The following is a 15,694-nucleotide window of genomic DNA, read 5'->3' as shown; positions in this document are numbered from 1 at the left end:
ATTGAACCTTATCAGCGAATCCCGCTACATGTATTCAACATATTGTTGATTAGACTGCTAGCGGATGGGATTATAATTTGAACGAATTTGGAGACGGTAATTCTGATTCTCTTGCTGTATTGGTAGGTGACTGCGTGGATCAAGCACGGGCGCAAAGCGATCCTATGCGAGCTTAATCCTGAGTGCGCGGCCTTGGTGCCAGCGCGAATTGCGGCGATAGCTGGCTCAGAACCAATTGCTCTACCTACGCCTGTGAATGATAATCACCACTGCTCCGCTTCACCGTGGGAGCATTTCGTCAAGCGTTGCATGGAGCGATAGGGTGTGAATCAACATGAAGAAGTTTCCTGACAACCTTTCACTGCTCCATTCAGGCGAGGAGACTCTTCGCCTGAAATCTATTGAGATAATTGAAGCTGATGCCGACCTGCTGCGCCACATTGCGATGGTCGAGACCTGTATGGATATGCTTCAATACGTTCGTCAGAACACTCCTAAGATGTCGGACGACCAACTGGTCATCGCCCTGCTCGGTGCCAGCGTGTTCAACTCGATAGGCTCGGCCCTGAAGCTGCTGCTCGGCGGCTACTACCAATCATCCGGCCTACAGATACGTTACATCCTCGAAACAGGTTGGTTGATCGACTATCTAAAAATGGACCCTGCGCATGTGCAAGCTTGGAAGCTCATTCCCGAAAGTGAGCGCGAAAAGAAGTTCAAACCATGGATAATCCGCAACGCACTAGACAAGCGCGATGGCTTTGTTGAGCAGAAGCGGGCTGCACATTATAAGCGCCTCTGCGTCCTATGTGGCCATCCTACTTTCGCCAGCTTCACCATGCTTCGACCAGACCCAAACGCCGACGCACACATGGGTCCGTTCCTCGTCCAATCATTGTTGGAAGGTTGTGTGCAAGAATTGGTCCAATGCACGATAATCGCATGGATGGCCGTCATGCGTTTCTTCCCGCCAGTTACGCTGCCGGACTATAGGGCGAGAGTGATCTACCTCGAAACCCACGGCGAGTGGATGGAGGAGGTCTTTGGTAAAAAGCCAGACCCAACTCTTTTGAACGAAATCAAAACGCACATCGCTGCACTGGAACGCAAAGCCTGATCACCTAAGACTGGGGATGAATCAGCCTCGCGGTCTTCCGCGAGGACGCTTGTTGTGTGACAAGAGCGTTGCTCAATGTGTCTCAAAAGGACGCATTTAGGCTCTCTGCGTCTCACCTTTCTGACGGTATCGGTGACGGTATCGAGAAAATGGAAAGCGAAAAACGCCGCGAAAACAATGACTTAGCGTTGAATTTGATTCCCTTCACCCGCTCCATCCTCCCATTTGCCCGGTCCCCTGTGTGTGTCAGGCCCCTGATCGTGCTGACGGGGGCAGGCGATGGCCCGGCCTTATGAAGTGGGGTGATGCGGCGTCTTTTCCCACAAATGCGTATTGGTCATCAGTTGGCCCAGCGCGCGCCAGCCTGAAAATGACATCAGCAGCCAGTAGACGGGTGTCAGCATCAGCCATCGTTTCCGGATCCTGGTGCGCTCGTGTTTGGTGAAGCCCCGAAAGCCCAAGGCGATGAAGGCCAGGTAGCTTCCGCTGATATTGATGAAATCGGCCCACATCAGGATGTTGTACAAAGTCGGGTCTGCCGTCATCGTGCCGCTGACAAGCCAAATCAGCGTCAGTCCGATGAAAACAAACATCAAGGGATGGGCCAGCGCGGAAACCAGCATGCCGGCGATCATCAGCTGGAAAACCAGGAAGCCGACCGGTCCCAGCGCGCGAAAGGTGCGCATCGGACGCCGCATCACCACCAGCCAGGTCTGTGTCCATCCCTTGAGCCATCTGGTTCGCTGCCGGATCCAGACATCGAGCGAGACCGGCGCTGTTTCAACTGTGGCGCTTCTGAGTGTGCCGGTGCGGTAGCCATGCGCATAAAGCCGCATGCCGAGATCAGCGTCTTCGGTCACATTGTGCGGATCCCATCCGCCAACCGCGTCGAGCGCTGACCGCCTGAAATGATTTGACGTGCCGCCCAGCGGGATGGGCATGCCCGCGCGAGCCAGGAAAGGGATCAGGACGCGGAACAATCCGCTGTATTCGAGAGCAAACAGCCCCGAGATCCAGTTTGAACGCAGATTGGCGATCGCCAGCGGCGCTTGCAGACAGCCAAGGCGTGCATCGCCGTGAAAGAATGCGGACCAGGCCTCAAGCAATTGACCGGGTGCGGGCTTGTCCTCCGCGTCATAGACCGCGATCAGCGAGCCGCGCGCGCCCTGCAGCGCGTATTGCAGCGCCTTGGGCTTTGTGCGTGGTCCGAATCCCGGCGTGCGGACGATCTCGGATTGTGGTCCGAGATTCTGGGCCAGCAAGGCAGAAATGGTGGCCACGTCATCAGCCTCGCACACATATTTGATATCCAGACGGCTTTTGGGCCAACGCAGCGCCGAAATCCGTGAAACCAGTGCAGGCACCATCGCGGCTTCGTCGTGCAAGGCGACCAGCACTGTGTAGACGGGAAGTCGGACGCCATCGGTAATGTCGGCCTGACACAGCTTTTGGGGCATCAATCCGGAAGCGATCAGAGCCGTCAGGCGCAACAGGATGCAGCCGGAGAAAAACAGCGTTAGCACCAGATGCAGCATGGTGAAGGCAAGGAACGGCCACAGCAAAATTCCGGTCATGCTGAAAAACAGCACCAACCCCAGTAAAAACCCCTGGGCGGCGGTCATGACCCGGCGGGCGCTGGTGTCGCGATGATCCTGATCCAGTTGAAACGTTGTCTGCCTCACCCTGTCGCCGGCGCCTGCCTGCCACACGGCTTCGCGGATGATCGCGGGTGATGCGCAGGCCAGGTCGCCCTGCAATCCGGGTCGTGCTCTTATCTGCGCCTTATGCTCTTCGAGCCGGCGGGCTTCGGGGGCGATCACCGTGATTTGTCGGTCCTGGCGCGACAATCTGATCGGTCCGTCACTGCGCAGCAGCACGTCCATACTCGGCAGTCGAACCACTTCTGCGGGGTCGATGTGGTCGATGTGCTGGAGCCCGAGTTCACCTGCCAGCCAACGATAATAGAGTTTCGGCTCAATCAGGCCTTCGGCTATCAGCTCTCTTTCGATGGTGGTCGCGTTGATCCGCGCGGCCCTTGTCGCGGCGTCGACATGCGGTTTGCCGATGCCACACCTGAGGAAAAACTGTGCCTCGTCGCGACCGTCTCCACCCAGCTTGCCCGGTTTCGCGGAGGCCATCGGGTCCGCGCTGCGGTGCTTGCCGCCAACCAGTCTCAATCCTGGCCATGTATTGCCGGAGATAGGCTGATCGATGGTTTTGCTTGGGGCCATGACTCTGATAATCATATAGCGGTGACACTGGGATACTAAATCTATGGTAGTGAAAATGCGCAGTAATACACCCCTAACAATTAAGGGTATTTCCCGCATTGCTTGCGCTTTGGTTGTTTTTTTGGGTGTTGCGTTGCCGGTGGCGAGCGCCAGCGAGATTCTTGTTCCCAACTACATCGAACCGCGCGAACGCATTCCGGTTCCTGATCTGCAGGCCGTCAGCCGCATCCGCTTCGTGACCACCGTAGATTTCCCGCCGTTCAATTTTCTCGACCAAACCAGCCGCCTTGCCGGCTTTCATGTCGATCTCGCTCGGGCGATCTGCGCTGAACTGAATGTCCTGCCGAAATGCCAGATCCAGGCACTGCCATGGAACGAACTTGATGGCGCGCTATCGTCAGGACAGGCCGAAGCGCTGATTTCCGGACTGGCGATCACGCCTGAGACACGGGCCAACCACCGGTTCACCCGTCCTTATCTGGCCTTGCCGGCGCGCTTCGCCCTGCGCAAGGACGCCGCTATAGGCGGTCCTGGCGCCGGTGCGCTTCAGGCGCGGCGGGTCGGCGTGATGGATGGCACCGCGCATGAAGCCATGCTGCGCGACTGGTTTCCCGACATCAAGCCGGTCACGTTTTCCCGCCAGGATTGGATGTTCGATGCGCTTAAAGCCAACCAGATCGATGCGGTGTTCGGCGATGGATTGCAATTGTCGTTCTGGCTTTCAAGCCAGGCCGCAGACGCCTGTTGCCGGTTCTTTGACGGACCGTATTTTTCTCAGGCCTACCTGGGGGAAGGGCTGGCGATAGCGGTCAACCCGCGCAACGCCGACCTGGTCACGGCCTTTGATCAGGCCATTGCCGCTCTGACCAGAAACGGCCGCTTCACCGAACTCTATTTGCGCTGGTTTCCCAACGGGCTTTATTGATCCGTCTTGGGCTCAGGTCGCGTCTTCGGCGGAAACCGGAAGGGCAGAGCGAGTGCCCAGCCAAGATTGGCCGTCTGCCCATCGCGCCATTCCGCCAGTCCAATCTCGATACCGGTGTCACCGCGCCGCGGAACATGGGTATAGGTTGAGAAAATCCGGTCCCATATCGCCAGGTTGAACCCGTAATTCGAATCGGTTTCGCGGTGGTCGGTTGAATGATGGATTCTGTGCATGTCAGGCGTTACGATGAGCAGCCGCAATACGGCGTCCACGGCCTTGGGGAGCTTTATGTTGGCGTGATTGAACATGGCGGCGCCATTGAGCACGATTTCAAAGACAAGAACCGCTACCGGTGGCGCTCCGAGCGCGACGATCACCGCCGCTTTCCAGACCATAGACAGCACGATTTCGAGCGGATGAAACCGCAACGCTGTTGTCAGGTCGAATCCTGTATCGGCGTGATGCATGCGGTGGATGCGCCACAGCCAGGGCCATTTGTGGCTCACCACATGCTCGAGCCAGACCGCGAAATCCAGAACGATGAAAGCCATGATGCCCGCTACCCAGAGCGGAAGTCCGAGAAACGGAAACAGGCCATATCCGGATGATTGCGCCCAGACAGCGGTGCCCACGGCGGCAAGCGGAAAGACGATCCTCAGCGCCACTGACGACAGCACGACCATGGCAAGGTTCGTCACCCATCGGCGGGATTTGAACGCGCCACGCATCTCGTCACGCTCAAGCCGTGGCGCCAGCAATTCGATGGCGGCGAGTGCGATAAAAATGGTTGAAAACGCCAGCAGCCGGATCACCGGCTCGGACAGGCTAAACAGTGTCATTCCGCGCCTCCGTTTCGTGGTAGGACGCTCTCATGCCACAGCTTGCGACTGCTGGCGAAACACGTTCAGGTGAATGGCTGCGACACGATGGCGCGGACCTACCCGGTCAGGCGCTTCTGAACCGGGCAATGGCGCTGCGTTCGATCGCCGCGCAAGTAAGCTTATCAAGGCCGAGACGGTCGCGGATCATCTGCAACAGCCGGATTTCTTCCTGCTGGATATTGTAGTCGGCAGAGGCGATCTCCACCGCCAGCGCATAGGCGGTGTCGTAGAATTTGTGCGGAACGGTGTCGCGCAACACTTCAAGCACGATGTCGAGCCCTTCCGGCCCGTTGAGCAGTTCTGCCGCGGCACGGGTGACTTCCACCAGCCGCTCCTCGTCAAATCCGTCAAACACCGGCAGAAAGGTGACCAACCGCCCGATACGCGCCAGTTCGGCATCGTTCATCGCCTTGTCGACGGCGGACATGGTGACCATGAGATAGATGAGAGCGTCGTGGGTGGAGATATGCGAAGACATGGATCGAAATTCCTCTTGATTTGGCGCGACAATAAGAACTCGGGTCCGGCTTCACAAGTTGCGCATGCTGCATTTAGGTATTCTGCAGCAGCACTTCAAACCCGAGCGCCGGCTCCTACTGGCTTGCCCAGATGATGCGCGCCATCCAGTCGACATCGCTCAACTCGAAACTGCGGTTGGGATGATCGGGGTTGAGCGAGACAAGCTCGATGGATTTGGCGCTTTGCCGGTTGAGCACCTTGGCCATCACCTCGCCTTCGCGCGAGCGCAGCACCACCCGGTCGCCCCGGCGGATCTGCGCCCCGGGTTCGACAACAAGGATATCGCCATCGCGATAGAGCGGCAGCATGCTGTCACCCTGGACTTCAAGCGCGTAGACGCCGGGTCTTTCGGATGGCTGGGCGGGAAAATCCACCATGTCCCAGCCTTGTCCGGCGGGAAAGCCGCCATCATCGAAGAACCCGCCCGAGCCTGCCTGGGCAAATCCCAAAAGCGGAATAGATCCGGTCTGGGGTGGGAAAGCCCCGTCGGGAAAAAGCGCTTCGCCCTGTGCCTGTTCGCCCCGCACAAGGCTCATGAAATCCTCAAGCGAGGAGCCGGTGGCGTCGAGCACCTTTGCAAGGGATTCAGTCGAGGGCCAGCGGTCGCGGCCATCTGCCCCGCACCGCTTGGACTTGTTGAATGCGGTGGGATCCAGCCCGGCGCGGCGGGCCAGCCCCGAGGCAGAAAGCCCGTGACGTTCGGCGAGCGCGTCGAGCGCTGACCAGATGCGTTCATGCGAGAGCATGGTCGAGGTTCCCGCTGTTTCAGGACAAATCCGGGCACGCACTGGCATGCCCGGGCGATGCATTTCTACATGATCAGCCGGGGTCGAGTAAAGCCGGTTAGGAAAAATATCCTCACTCGCGCATGTGCCTTCTCAACCAACCGGTCTCGATCACTTCGGGTGAAACGGCTTTCGGCCTGTCGTCAGCGCCTCATCGAGCAATTCTATGCGGTCCTGACCCCAGAAGGCTTCGCCATTGAGCACATAGGTGGGAACTCCCACGGCGTCGGCGGCGATGGCATCTTGTGAATTCCGGTCCCGGATGGCGGCAACCACGCTGGTTTTTGCATCTGTCAGCGCCGGCAGGGCATCAAGCCCGACCTGCGACAGGTACGATGTCAGCACGGCCTCGTCGGCGATGTTGTCGTCATTGGCCCATACGCCCGAAAGAACCTTGCTCATGAAATAGCGCGGGTCATGTCCCGCCTCGACCAGCGCGATGATGACGCGATCGGCCAGTGCCGCGTCAACCGGCCAGTGCTTCGGCTCCGTCTTGATCGGCAGGCCGCGCCAGGCGGCAAGCCGCTGCAGTTCAACCAGGCGCTGCCGTTGCCGCACCGGCGGACGCTGCCCCGGCGGCACCGCGCCGGAAACATCCCAGATCGCGTGCAAATTGACCGGCTTGTAGTTCAGCGTCGCCTTGTGGCGCTCCGCCACTTCGCAAATCTTGTTGTGCCCTAGATAGGTAAACGGTGACGCACAGTAGAAGTAGTAGTCGATTTCAGCCATTGGACGATTCTCCTCGTCCCGACATTGGAGAAGAGCGGGCATTCCGGCAAGGTTTTTCAGCGCGCCTCCGTCCTATTGGCATTTTCAGACCATGGGCGACATCGTCACCGGGTGCGTAAGTGCAGGATTGCAAATCGTGGAGTTGGTGGAATATCCGCATTCCAACCGCGAGGTGGAGTACAGCATCTATGAAGGCAACGCCGCACAATTGCCGCTGTGCTACACACTGGTTGCGGCAAAACCCTGACATGAAAACGGGCCCGAAGGCCCGTTTGAAACTGCATGGGTGCGGGCCGTGCCTTACGCCGCAGCCTTGTCCTCGCGGTAGGGATTGAACCGCTCGTAGAAGGTCTCGCCTTTCTCGGCCATGTCGATCAGCAGCTTCGGTGCACGGAACTGCTTGCCGTATTTGCGCGCAAGACCCTTGCACATGTCGACAAAGGCCTTCGCGCCCATGCTGTCGATGTAGCTCAGAGCACCGCCGGTGTAGGGCGCAAACCCGAAGCCCAGAATGGTGCCCAGATCGGCCTCGCGCGGGTCGGTGACAATGCCTTCCTCGACCGTGCGGGCGGCTTCCAGCGCAATCACCGCGAGGTAGCGGTTCTTCAACTCCTGCACATCGACCTTGGCCGGATCAAGCTGCGGGTAGAGCGTCTTCAGGCCAGGCCAGAGATGCTTCTTGGCAGGCTTGGCCGGATAATCGTAAAAGCCCTTGCCATTCTTGCGGCCGAGCCGGCCTTCCTTTTCGACCAGGCGTTCGACCAGCGCCAGATGACGCGGATCAACTGCCTTTTCGCCCAGATCGGTCACGGTCGCCCGCAGGATCTTCAAAGACAGGTCGATCGCCACTTCGTCGTTGAGCGCCAGCGGGCCGACCGGCATGCCGGCCATTTTCGCCGCATTCTCGATCATCGCCGGCGGCACGCCTTCTGCCAGCATGTTGTAGCTCTCGTTCATGTAGCGAAGCACGCAGCGATTGACGAAGAAGCCACGGGTGTCGTTGACCACGATCGGGGTCTTCTTGATCGCGGCGACATAATCGAGTGCCACGGCCAGCGCCTTGTCCGAGGTCTTGCGGCCCAGGATGATCTCCACCAGCAACATCTTGTCGACGGGCGAGAAGAAGTGGATGCCGATGAAGTTTTTCGGCCGCTTCGAGTTCTTGGCAAGTCCGGTGATCGGCAGCGTCGAGGTGTTGGACGCATAGACTGTGGTCGGCCGGATCTGCTCTTCGATGGATTCAGTCACCGCCTTCTTGACGTCGCGGTCCTCAAACACCGCTTCGATCACCAGATCGGCGTCAGCCAGATCGGCGTGATCGGCTGAGGTGGTGATCAGCGAGAGCAGCTTTTCGCCTACCTCCTTGGTGGTCTTGCCTTTCTGAAGGCCTTTCTTGACCAGATCCTCGGAATAGGCCTTGCCCTTGGCGGCTGCTTCCAGGTCGCGGTCGATCAGCACCACCGGGATGCCGGCCTTGGCTGTCACATAGGCAATACCCGCGCCCATGAAACCGGCGCCGACAACGCCGATCTTGCGGAATTTGGTCGGCTTGATGCCCTCGGGACGGCGAGCCCCCTTGTTGATTTCCTGCAGCGAGACAAACAGCGAGCGGATCATCGACTGCGCTTCAGGTGTCTGCAGGATATGGCTGAAATAGCGTTGCTCGATGCGCAGTCCGGTATCGAACGGCACCTGCAGGCCTTCGAACACGCTTTGCAGGATCGCCTTTGCGGCGGGGTAGTTGTCCTGGGTTTCACGGCGCAGGATCGCCGAGGCAGCGGGCCAGAGCTGCGCGCCCTGCACCGACCAGACCTTGCCGCCGGGGAGCTTGAAGCCCTTGACGTCCCAGGGAGCAACCGGGGAAAGCCCGCCCTTGATCATCGCCTTGGCGGCGGCAACCAGCTTCTTGGGCTCCACCACTTCGTGCACCAGGCCCATCGCCTTGGCGCGCGCCGGTGACAGCGACTGTCCGGTGGTCATCATCTGCAGCGCGTCCTGCGCATTGGTCAGCCGCGGCACGCGCTGGGTGCCGCCGGCGCCCGGGAAAATCCCGACCTTGACTTCGGGCAGCGCCAGCTTGACTGCGGGCGAATCCGCGACCACCCGACCATGGCAGGCCAGCGACAGTTCGAATGCGCCGCCCATGCACACACCGTTGATTGCCGAGACCCACGGCTTGCCGCAGGTTTCGATCTTGCGGAACAGCCAGCTCATCCTGCCGACCATATCGAACAGCAGTTTTTGTGCGTTGTCCGGGTTGTTGCGCTTTTCATCCGCCATGCTGGTCAGCATGGTCTTCATCATGGTCAGGTCGGCGCCGCCGGAAAAGGATGATTTGCCGGAGGTGAAGACAACGCCCTTGACGGCGTCATCGGCGATGAAGCGGTCAACCAGCCCGTCAAGCTCTTCAAGCGCTGCCTGCGTGAACACGTTCATCGACCGGCCGACCATGTCCCAGGTGACAAGCGCGATGCCGTCATTGTCGATATCGACTGTGAAAATCTCACTGCTCATAATAATTCTCCAAAATCAGACGCGTTCGATGATCGTCGCGGTGCCCATGCCGGCGCCGATGCACAGCGTTACAAGGGCGGTGTTGAGGTCGCGGCGTTCGAGTTCGTCGAGTACCGTGCCCAGGATCATCGCGCCGGTGGCTCCGAGCGGATGTCCCAGGGCAATGGCGCCGCCATTGACGTTGATCTTGTCGGACGGAATGTCAAAGGCCTGCTGGAAGCGCAGCACCACCGCGGCGAAGGCCTCGTTGAGTTCAAACAGATCGATGTCCGAGATCTTCATCTTGGCGCGCTTGAGAAGTTTCTCGGTCACATCGACCGGGCCGGTCAGCATCAGCGCCGGGTCGGAGCCGATATTGGCGAACGCGCGGATCTTGGCGCGGGGCTCGAGACCCATTGTCTTTCCGCCGCGCTTGGAGCCAAGCAGCACCAGGCTGGCGCCATCGACGATACCCGACGAATTGCCGGCGTGATGAACGTGGTTGATGCTCTCGATTTCCGGATGCGCCTGAATGGCGACGGCGCCGAACCCGCCCATATCGGCCATCATGCCGAACGATGCGTTGAGGCTGGCGAGCGCCTGCATGTCCGTACCCGGCCGCATGTGCTCGTCACGGTCGAGAATGGTCAGGCCGTTGATGTCCTTGACCGGCACCACCGACTTGTCGAAATAGCCCTTTTCCCATGAATGGGCGGCGCGCTTCTGGCTTTCCATGGCATAGGCATCGACATCATCGCGCGAGAAGCCGTATTTGGTGGCGATCAGGTCGGCCGACACGCCCTGCGGCATGAAATAGGCCGGAATGTTGACCGAGGGATCCATAAACCAGGCGCCGCCCTGCGCGCCGATGCCGATGCGCGACATCGATTCCACGCCGCCGGCAATGACGATATCGTCGGCGCCATAGGCGATCTTGCCGGCGCCCATGTTGATTGCATCAAGCCCGGAGGAGCAGAACCGGTTGATCTGGATGCCGGGTGCTTCGGTGGCGTATCCGGCTTCGAATGTCGCGGCGCGGGCGACATCGCCGCCGGCCTCTCCGATGGCATCGACGCAGCCCATGATGATGTCATCGACCTTGCCGGTGTCGAGCCCGTTGCGGTCGCGCAGCGCCTTGAGCATGTGCGAGGCCAGCCGCACCGACGGCACTTCGTGCAGGCTTCCGTCTTTCTTGCCGCGTCCCCGCGGGGTGCGAACGTGATCATATACAAATACATCAGCCATTGCGGTGATCTCCAGGTTTAACGTGTTCGTGTCAGGCCGTTGCCGTGGCGGGATCCATTCCGCTCGGCATCAGTTCTTCGGGGCGCTTGTAGCCGGGCAGGGCGGCAATCCGGTCCAGCCAGGCGGCAATTGACGGGTACTGGGACATGTCCATGCCGATCTCATCGGGCCAGAACAGATATCCGCACAACGATAGATCAGCGATCGTCGGATGGCCGGTGGCGACAAAGTCGCGGGATTTAAGATGTGCGTCCAGAACTTTCCAGGCGTTGGTTGCGCGGGCCGCGAGAAACAGCGTGACCGGATCGTCGGTCTTTTTCTGGAAGTGGCTCATAAACCGCGCGGTTGCGGTGTAGCTGGTCAGCTTGTGATTGTCCCACAGGATCCAGCGGAGAATTTCCCGGCGCTCGTCCTCGTTGGCGGGTCCGAACCGGTCGAACTCGCGTGACAGGTAGTCGAGAATGCTGCCTGACTGGCTCAGCACCACATCGCCGTCGACCTTGTGATGGGTCATGACCGGCACTTCACCCATGATGTTGAGCGCCCGGAATTCGTCGGAGCGTGTCTGGCCTGTGAAGAAGGCGACACGCCGGGGCGCCCAGCCGGCGCCGCACAGCTCAAGCATCAACGCCGCCTTGTAGGCATTGCCGCTTTCTAAAAAGCAATCCAGCGTAAAATCGGTCATCGGTTCACAGGCTCCTTGCGATCAACAGCTTCATGATCTCATTGGTTCCACCATAAATTCGCTGCACCCGGGCATCGCGGAACATCCGCGCCACCGGATATTCGTTCATGTAGCCATAGCCGCCATGCAGCTGAACGCACTCGTCCACCACCTTGCATTGCAGGTCGGAGACCAGGTACTTGGCCATCGACGCCGTGGTGGTGGACAACTGGCCCTTGAGGTGCTCGCCGATGCAATGATTGACAAACACCCGTGCCATCACCGCTTCCGATTTCAGCTCGGCAAGTTTGAACTGGGTATTCTGGAAATCGATGATCGCCTTGCCGAACGCCTTGCGTTCCTTGACATAGTCGATGGTGATCGCCAGCGCCCGCTCGATCATCGAGATCCCCTGATTGGCGATCAGCAATCGTTCCTGCGGCAATTCGGTCATCAGTTGTACAAAGCCCTGGCCTTCTTCCGTGCCAAGCATGTTGGCGGTGGGAATGCGCACATTGTCAAAGAACAGTTCCGACGTGTCGTTGGATTTGAGCCCGACCTTGTCGAGATTGCGGCCCCGGCGGAAACCTTCGACGCCATCGGTTTCAACCACCATCAGCGAGACGCCCTTGGCGCCCTTGGACGGATCCGTCTTGCTCACCACGATGATCAGGTTGGCGTGCTGGCCGTTGGTGATGAATGTTTTCGAACCGTTGATGACGTAATGATTGCCGTCTTTCCGGGCCGTGGTCTTGATGCCCTGCAGGTCGGAGCCTGCGCCCGGTTCGGTCATGGCGATGGCGCCGATCAGTTCGCCCGACGCCATTTTCGGCAGCCATTTCTGCTTCTGCTCTTCCGAGCCGAAATGCAGGATGTAGGGTGCGACGATGGCATTGTGCAGGGCGATGCCGAAGCCGTCGGTGCCGGTGCGTCCGAGCGCCTCGGCAATTACCGCCTCATGCGCGTACGTGCCACCCGAACCGCCGTATTCCTCCGGCATCGAGGCGCAGAGCAGACCGGCGGCGCCTGCGCCTTCCCAGGCGCTGCGGTCAACCATCTCCTGCTTCTCGTAACGGTCGTAGTGCGGCGCCACCTCGGCTTCCAGCCAGCGGTAGGCCATGTCCTCCAGCATCGAGACGTCGTCATCCATCCAGTCCGGACGCGGCACTCCAAGAACTTCCGACGGCAAAGTCGCCATGTCTTTCTCCCACCCGATTTGGCGGGCGAAGGAATTCGCTCGCCGCAAAACCTGACTGCGAAACTGGTCTAGAATGCAGCTTCTGAAAGCTCCATCATGGTGTCGCTGCCGGTCTCGATCCGTGTCTTGCGCAGTGCCGTTTCCGGCATGATACGCTCCATGTAGAACTTGCCGACCAGCAGCTTCGACGCCAGGAATTCTTCCTTGCCATCGGCTCCGCTGGCGCGCTTTTCGATTGCGGCTTTCGCCATCAGCGCCCACATGTAGCCAAGCGACACCAGGCCAAACAGATGCATGTAATCCGTCGAGGCAGCGCCGGCATTGTCGGGCTTTTCCATGGCGTTCTGCATCAGCCACATGGTCGAGGCCTGCAGATCGCCAAGCCCCTTCTTGAGCGCCTTGGTATAGAGCGCCAGTTCCTCGTTGGAGCGGTTTTCCTCGCAGAAGTCGCCGACTTCCTTAAAGAACGCCATCACGGCGCGGCCGCCATTCAATCCGAGCTTGCGACCGACCAGGTCGAGCGCCTGAATGCCGTTGGCGCCTTCATAGATCATCGCGATACGGGCATCGCGGACATATTGGCTCATGCCCCATTCCTCGATGTAGCCGTGGCCGCCGAACATTTGTTGCGCCATTACTGCGTGATCGAACCCTTTGTCGGTCAGCACCCCCTTGACCACCGGAGTAACCAGGCTGAGCAGGTCGTCGGCTTCCTGAACGTCGCTTTCGACTTCGGACTTGTGCGCCACATCGGATTTCAGCGCGGTCCACAGCATGAAGGCGCGTCCGGCTTCGTTGAAGGCGCGGATGGTCAGCAGCGTGCGGCGCACGTCGGGGTGCACGATGATCGGGTCGGCCTTCTTGTCGGGGTACTTGGCGCCGGACAGCGACCGGCCCTGCAGCCGTTCCCGCGCGTAAGCCACGGCATTCTGATAGGCGATCTCGCCCATCGCCTGACCCTGCAGGCCAACGCCGAGGCGCGCCTCGTTCATCATCACGAACATCGCCTTGAGACCGGCGTTCTCCGCACCGATCAGATAACCGGTGGCCTCGTCGTAGTTCATCACGCAAGTGGCGTTGCCGTGAATGCCCATCTTCTCTTCGAGAGATCCGCAGGTCACCGGGTTGCGATCACCCAGCGAGCCGTCATCGCCGACCATGAACTTCGGTACGATGAACAGCGAGATGCCCTTGACCCCTTCCGGAGCGCCTTCGATGCGCGCCAGAACCAAGTGGATGATGTTGTCGGACATGTCGTGTTCGCCGGCCGAGATGAAGATTTTCTGGCCGGAAATCTTGTAGCTGCCATCGTCTTGCGGCACTGCCTTGGTGCGCAGCAGACCCAGATCCGTTCCGCAATGCGGTTCGGTCAGGTTCATTGTGCCGGTCCAGATACCCTCGATCATCTTCGGCAGGTATTTGGTCTTTTGCTCGTCGGTGCCATGTTCGTTGATCGCGGCGACGGCGCCCTGGGTCAGCCCGGGATACATCAACAGCGACAGGTTGGCCGAGATCATGTATTCCGAGACAGCGGTGTGCAGCGTGTAGGGCAGGCCCTGGCCGCCATATTCGGTGGGCGCCGCAAGGCCGAGCCAACCGCCTTCGCAATATTGCTGGTAGGCCTGCTTGAAGCCCTTCGGTGTCGATACGGTCCCGTCGTCATGACGGGTGCAGCCTTCCTGATCGCCGATCTGGTTGAGCGGCAGCATCACCTCTTCGGAAATTCGCGCGCCTTCCTGCAGGATGGCCTCGACAATGTCCGGGCTTGCATCGGCAAACCCGGGCAAATTCATGTAGCGCTCGTATCCGAGCACATCGTTGAGAATGAAAAGCGTATCATCGACCGGCGCCTTGAAGACTGGCATGGATCCTCATCCCTTGTACGTTTGTCGCATCGGGCACAATAACCCGGCGATCCTCGCTTGATTGCTTACTCAATTTTGACGTTCGCGTAAACGTAAAAATATGGAGAAATGCAGAGAGAACAACCACCAAAGCCAAAAAAGTGGCCGAAAAGCGATAATATTCAACGTCTGCGTCGAAAAAAATCGAAAAAATTGGCTCCCGGTTTTTCGGAAGAGTCAAATTCACGTGCCATTCCAGCCTGTTGACGCGCGGCGAACAGCAAAAACCCACCTTGCGGGCGGGCTGGGGTCTTGATGGCTGTTTTAGTGATGGCGCTGACGTCTATTCCGCTTCGTGCAGCATGCCCCTGACCACCGCGATGGTCTGGTCAAGTTCCGTGATCGCGGTGTTGATGCTGGCGCGCTGTTCCTCAAGCACACGCATCTGCGCCTCACCCTTCGACAGCGCCACTTTCAACTGGGCCACATTCTTTCCGCGCGGGTCATAAAGGTCGATCATTCGCTTGACTTCGGTCAGCGAGAACCCGACGCGCTTGCCAAGCAGGATGAGCTTGAGCCTGGCCCGGTCGCGCTTGGTAAACAGTCGCGTCACCCCGGCGCGGGTCGGTTTGAGCAGGCCCTTGTCTTCATAAAACCGAAGGGTTCTCAGAGTGACGCCGAACTCATCCGCCAGGTCGCCGATCTTGTAGATCGGCTCGTCGTGGCCCTCGCTTGTGTCGGTCATGTCATTCATCGCTAGCTAAACCGTCATTCTTCTGTTTTGCCCCAAATGAGGACCGGGGTGTGACATTAAACCTTTCGAAACGTCAAGTCGCGGCAAATTACAGGCGTTGCGGAGAAGAAAAGTAACCTTGGTTAACGGGTTGTTTACCACGTTTCGCGGAATGTGCGGGTTACGAGCAGTAAGCCTGGATTCCCTGTATCTTGTTTTTTCCGGTTTGAAGTCTGGCTCTTTGACGTGTGGCGATATCGCGCCATCCATCGAAGAGAGGTGCGGATTGACTGCGGATGGGGGCGGAGCCGAGAGCTCCTGGCAACAACG

At 59.2% G+C, this 15,694-nt stretch carries 14 protein-coding genes; 3 read left to right on the top strand and 11 right to left on the bottom strand.

Annotation, left to right across the window (positions count from 1 at the left end; all coding sequences use genetic code 11):
* Window positions 1-334 precede the first annotated feature (334 nt).
* Window positions 335-1,117 (top strand): hypothetical protein, encoded by a 783-nt coding sequence (locus tag ABJN75_RS03430; RefSeq protein WP_348436869.1) that lies wholly within the window; start codon window positions 335-337, stop codon window positions 1,115-1,117.
* A 290-nt stretch (window positions 1,118-1,407) separates the two neighbouring features.
* Here the strand turns inward: ABJN75_RS03430 and ABJN75_RS03425 are convergent, their stop codons facing one another.
* Complete coding sequence (locus ABJN75_RS03425; protein ID WP_348436867.1) at window positions 1,408-3,348, bottom strand: glycosyltransferase family 2 protein; 1,941 nt, start codon at window positions 3,346-3,348, stop codon at window positions 1,408-1,410.
* 121 nt (window positions 3,349-3,469) lie between these two features.
* Between ABJN75_RS03425 and ABJN75_RS03420 the strand changes: the two genes are divergently transcribed.
* Complete coding sequence (locus ABJN75_RS03420) at window positions 3,470-4,273, top strand: transporter substrate-binding domain-containing protein (protein ID WP_348436866.1); 804 nt, start codon at window positions 3,470-3,472, stop codon at window positions 4,271-4,273.
* On the opposite strand, the gene ABJN75_RS03415 is transcribed toward ABJN75_RS03420, so the two are convergent.
* The 4 genes from ABJN75_RS03415 to ABJN75_RS03400 all read right to left on the bottom strand — a co-directional run bounded on the left by ABJN75_RS03415 (window position 4,267) and on the right by ABJN75_RS03400 (window position 7,187).
* Window positions 4,267-5,112 (bottom strand): sterol desaturase family protein, encoded by an 846-nt coding sequence (locus tag ABJN75_RS03415; protein WP_348436864.1) that lies wholly within the window; start codon window positions 5,110-5,112, stop codon window positions 4,267-4,269. The two genes, ABJN75_RS03420 and ABJN75_RS03415, sit on opposite strands and share 7 nt — an antisense overlap.
* Window positions 5,113-5,218: 106 nt before the next feature.
* A complete protein-coding gene (locus ABJN75_RS03410; protein WP_348436862.1) occupies window positions 5,219-5,632 on the bottom strand; it encodes a tellurite resistance TerB family protein in 414 nt (137 codons plus the stop codon).
* A gap of 115 nt (window positions 5,633-5,747) precedes the next feature.
* Window positions 5,748-6,419, bottom strand: coding sequence for a helix-turn-helix transcriptional regulator (locus ABJN75_RS03405; protein WP_348436860.1), 672 nt, complete (start codon window positions 6,417-6,419; stop codon window positions 5,748-5,750).
* Window positions 6,420-6,569: 150 nt separating this feature from the next.
* A complete protein-coding gene (locus tag ABJN75_RS03400) occupies window positions 6,570-7,187 on the bottom strand; it encodes a 2-hydroxychromene-2-carboxylate isomerase (RefSeq protein ID WP_348436857.1) in 618 nt (205 codons plus the stop codon).
* Window positions 7,188-7,278: 91 nt separating this feature from the next.
* Between ABJN75_RS03400 and ABJN75_RS03395 the strand changes: the two genes are divergently transcribed.
* Window positions 7,279-7,434, top strand: a complete 156-nt coding sequence (locus ABJN75_RS03395; RefSeq protein WP_348436855.1) for a hypothetical protein — start codon at window positions 7,279-7,281, stop codon at window positions 7,432-7,434.
* A gap of 53 nt (window positions 7,435-7,487) precedes the next feature.
* Here ABJN75_RS03395 and ABJN75_RS03390 read toward each other — a convergent pair whose 3' ends face one another.
* The 6 genes from ABJN75_RS03390 to ABJN75_RS03365 all read right to left on the bottom strand — a co-directional run bounded on the left by ABJN75_RS03390 (window position 7,488) and on the right by ABJN75_RS03365 (window position 15,376).
* The gene (locus tag ABJN75_RS03390) at window positions 7,488-9,701 is read right to left on the bottom strand and encodes a 3-hydroxyacyl-CoA dehydrogenase NAD-binding domain-containing protein (RefSeq protein ID WP_348436852.1); all 2,214 of its coding nucleotides are present in this window, start codon (window positions 9,699-9,701) and stop codon (window positions 7,488-7,490) included.
* A 15-nt stretch (window positions 9,702-9,716) separates the two neighbouring features.
* On the bottom strand, window positions 9,717-10,925 hold the full coding sequence (locus ABJN75_RS03385; RefSeq protein WP_348436850.1) for an acetyl-CoA C-acetyltransferase: 1,209 nt from the start codon (window positions 10,923-10,925) through the stop codon (window positions 9,717-9,719).
* A gap of 31 nt (window positions 10,926-10,956) precedes the next feature.
* A complete protein-coding gene (locus ABJN75_RS03380) occupies window positions 10,957-11,610 on the bottom strand; it encodes a glutathione S-transferase family protein (RefSeq protein WP_348436847.1) in 654 nt (217 codons plus the stop codon).
* A gap of 4 nt (window positions 11,611-11,614) precedes the next feature.
* A complete protein-coding gene (locus tag ABJN75_RS03375; RefSeq protein ID WP_348436845.1) occupies window positions 11,615-12,787 on the bottom strand; it encodes an acyl-CoA dehydrogenase family protein in 1,173 nt (390 codons plus the stop codon).
* Window positions 12,788-12,855: 68 nt separating this feature from the next.
* Complete coding sequence (locus ABJN75_RS03370) at window positions 12,856-14,652, bottom strand: acyl-CoA dehydrogenase C-terminal domain-containing protein (RefSeq protein ID WP_348436843.1); 1,797 nt, start codon at window positions 14,650-14,652, stop codon at window positions 12,856-12,858.
* Between the two features lie 322 nt (window positions 14,653-14,974).
* Window positions 14,975-15,376: a MerR family DNA-binding transcriptional regulator gene (locus ABJN75_RS03365; protein ID WP_348436841.1), complete on the bottom strand. Its 402-nt coding sequence runs from the start codon at window positions 15,374-15,376 to the stop codon at window positions 14,975-14,977.
* Window positions 15,377-15,694 lie beyond the last annotated feature (318 nt).

Origin of the sequence: Hoeflea sp. (assembly GCF_039975035.1) — a bacterium.
GTDB lineage: Bacteria > Pseudomonadota > Alphaproteobacteria > Rhizobiales > Rhizobiaceae > Hoeflea.
The sequence above is the reverse complement of the archived record's forward strand: the minus strand, read 5'-3'. Positions and strand labels throughout refer to the sequence as shown.

Bases quoted from the DNA above. Each gene is read 5' to 3' on its own strand.
- ABJN75_RS03385 (WP_348436850.1), bottom strand. From the start codon at position 10,925: ATGGCTGATGTATTTGTATATGATCACGTTCGCACCCCGCGGGGACGC.
- ABJN75_RS03370 (WP_348436843.1), bottom strand. From the start codon at position 14,652: ATGCCAGTCTTCAAGGCGCCGGTCGATGATACGCTTTTCATTCTCAAC.
- ABJN75_RS03380 (WP_348436847.1), bottom strand. From the start codon at position 11,610: ATGACCGATTTTACGCTGGATTGCTTTTTAGAAAGCGGCAATGCCTAC.
- ABJN75_RS03410 (WP_348436862.1), bottom strand. From the start codon at position 5,632: ATGTCTTCGCATATCTCCACCCACGACGCTCTCATCTATCTCATGGTC.
- ABJN75_RS03395 (WP_348436855.1), top strand. From the start codon at position 7,279: ATGGGCGACATCGTCACCGGGTGCGTAAGTGCAGGATTGCAAATCGTG.
- ABJN75_RS03400 (WP_348436857.1), bottom strand. From the start codon at position 7,187: ATGGCTGAAATCGACTACTACTTCTACTGTGCGTCACCGTTTACCTAT.
- ABJN75_RS03390 (WP_348436852.1), bottom strand. From the start codon at position 9,701: ATGAGCAGTGAGATTTTCACAGTCGATATCGACAATGACGGCATCGCG.
- ABJN75_RS03375 (WP_348436845.1), bottom strand. From the start codon at position 12,787: ATGGCGACTTTGCCGTCGGAAGTTCTTGGAGTGCCGCGTCCGGACTGG.
- ABJN75_RS03365 (WP_348436841.1), bottom strand. From the start codon at position 15,376: ATGACCGACACAAGCGAGGGCCACGACGAGCCGATCTACAAGATCGGC.
- ABJN75_RS03405 (WP_348436860.1), bottom strand. From the start codon at position 6,419: ATGCTCTCGCATGAACGCATCTGGTCAGCGCTCGACGCGCTCGCCGAA.
- ABJN75_RS03425 (WP_348436867.1), bottom strand. From the start codon at position 3,348: ATGGCCCCAAGCAAAACCATCGATCAGCCTATCTCCGGCAATACATGG.
- ABJN75_RS03415 (WP_348436864.1), bottom strand. From the start codon at position 5,112: ATGACACTGTTTAGCCTGTCCGAGCCGGTGATCCGGCTGCTGGCGTTT.
- ABJN75_RS03430 (WP_348436869.1), top strand. From the start codon at position 335: ATGAAGAAGTTTCCTGACAACCTTTCACTGCTCCATTCAGGCGAGGAG.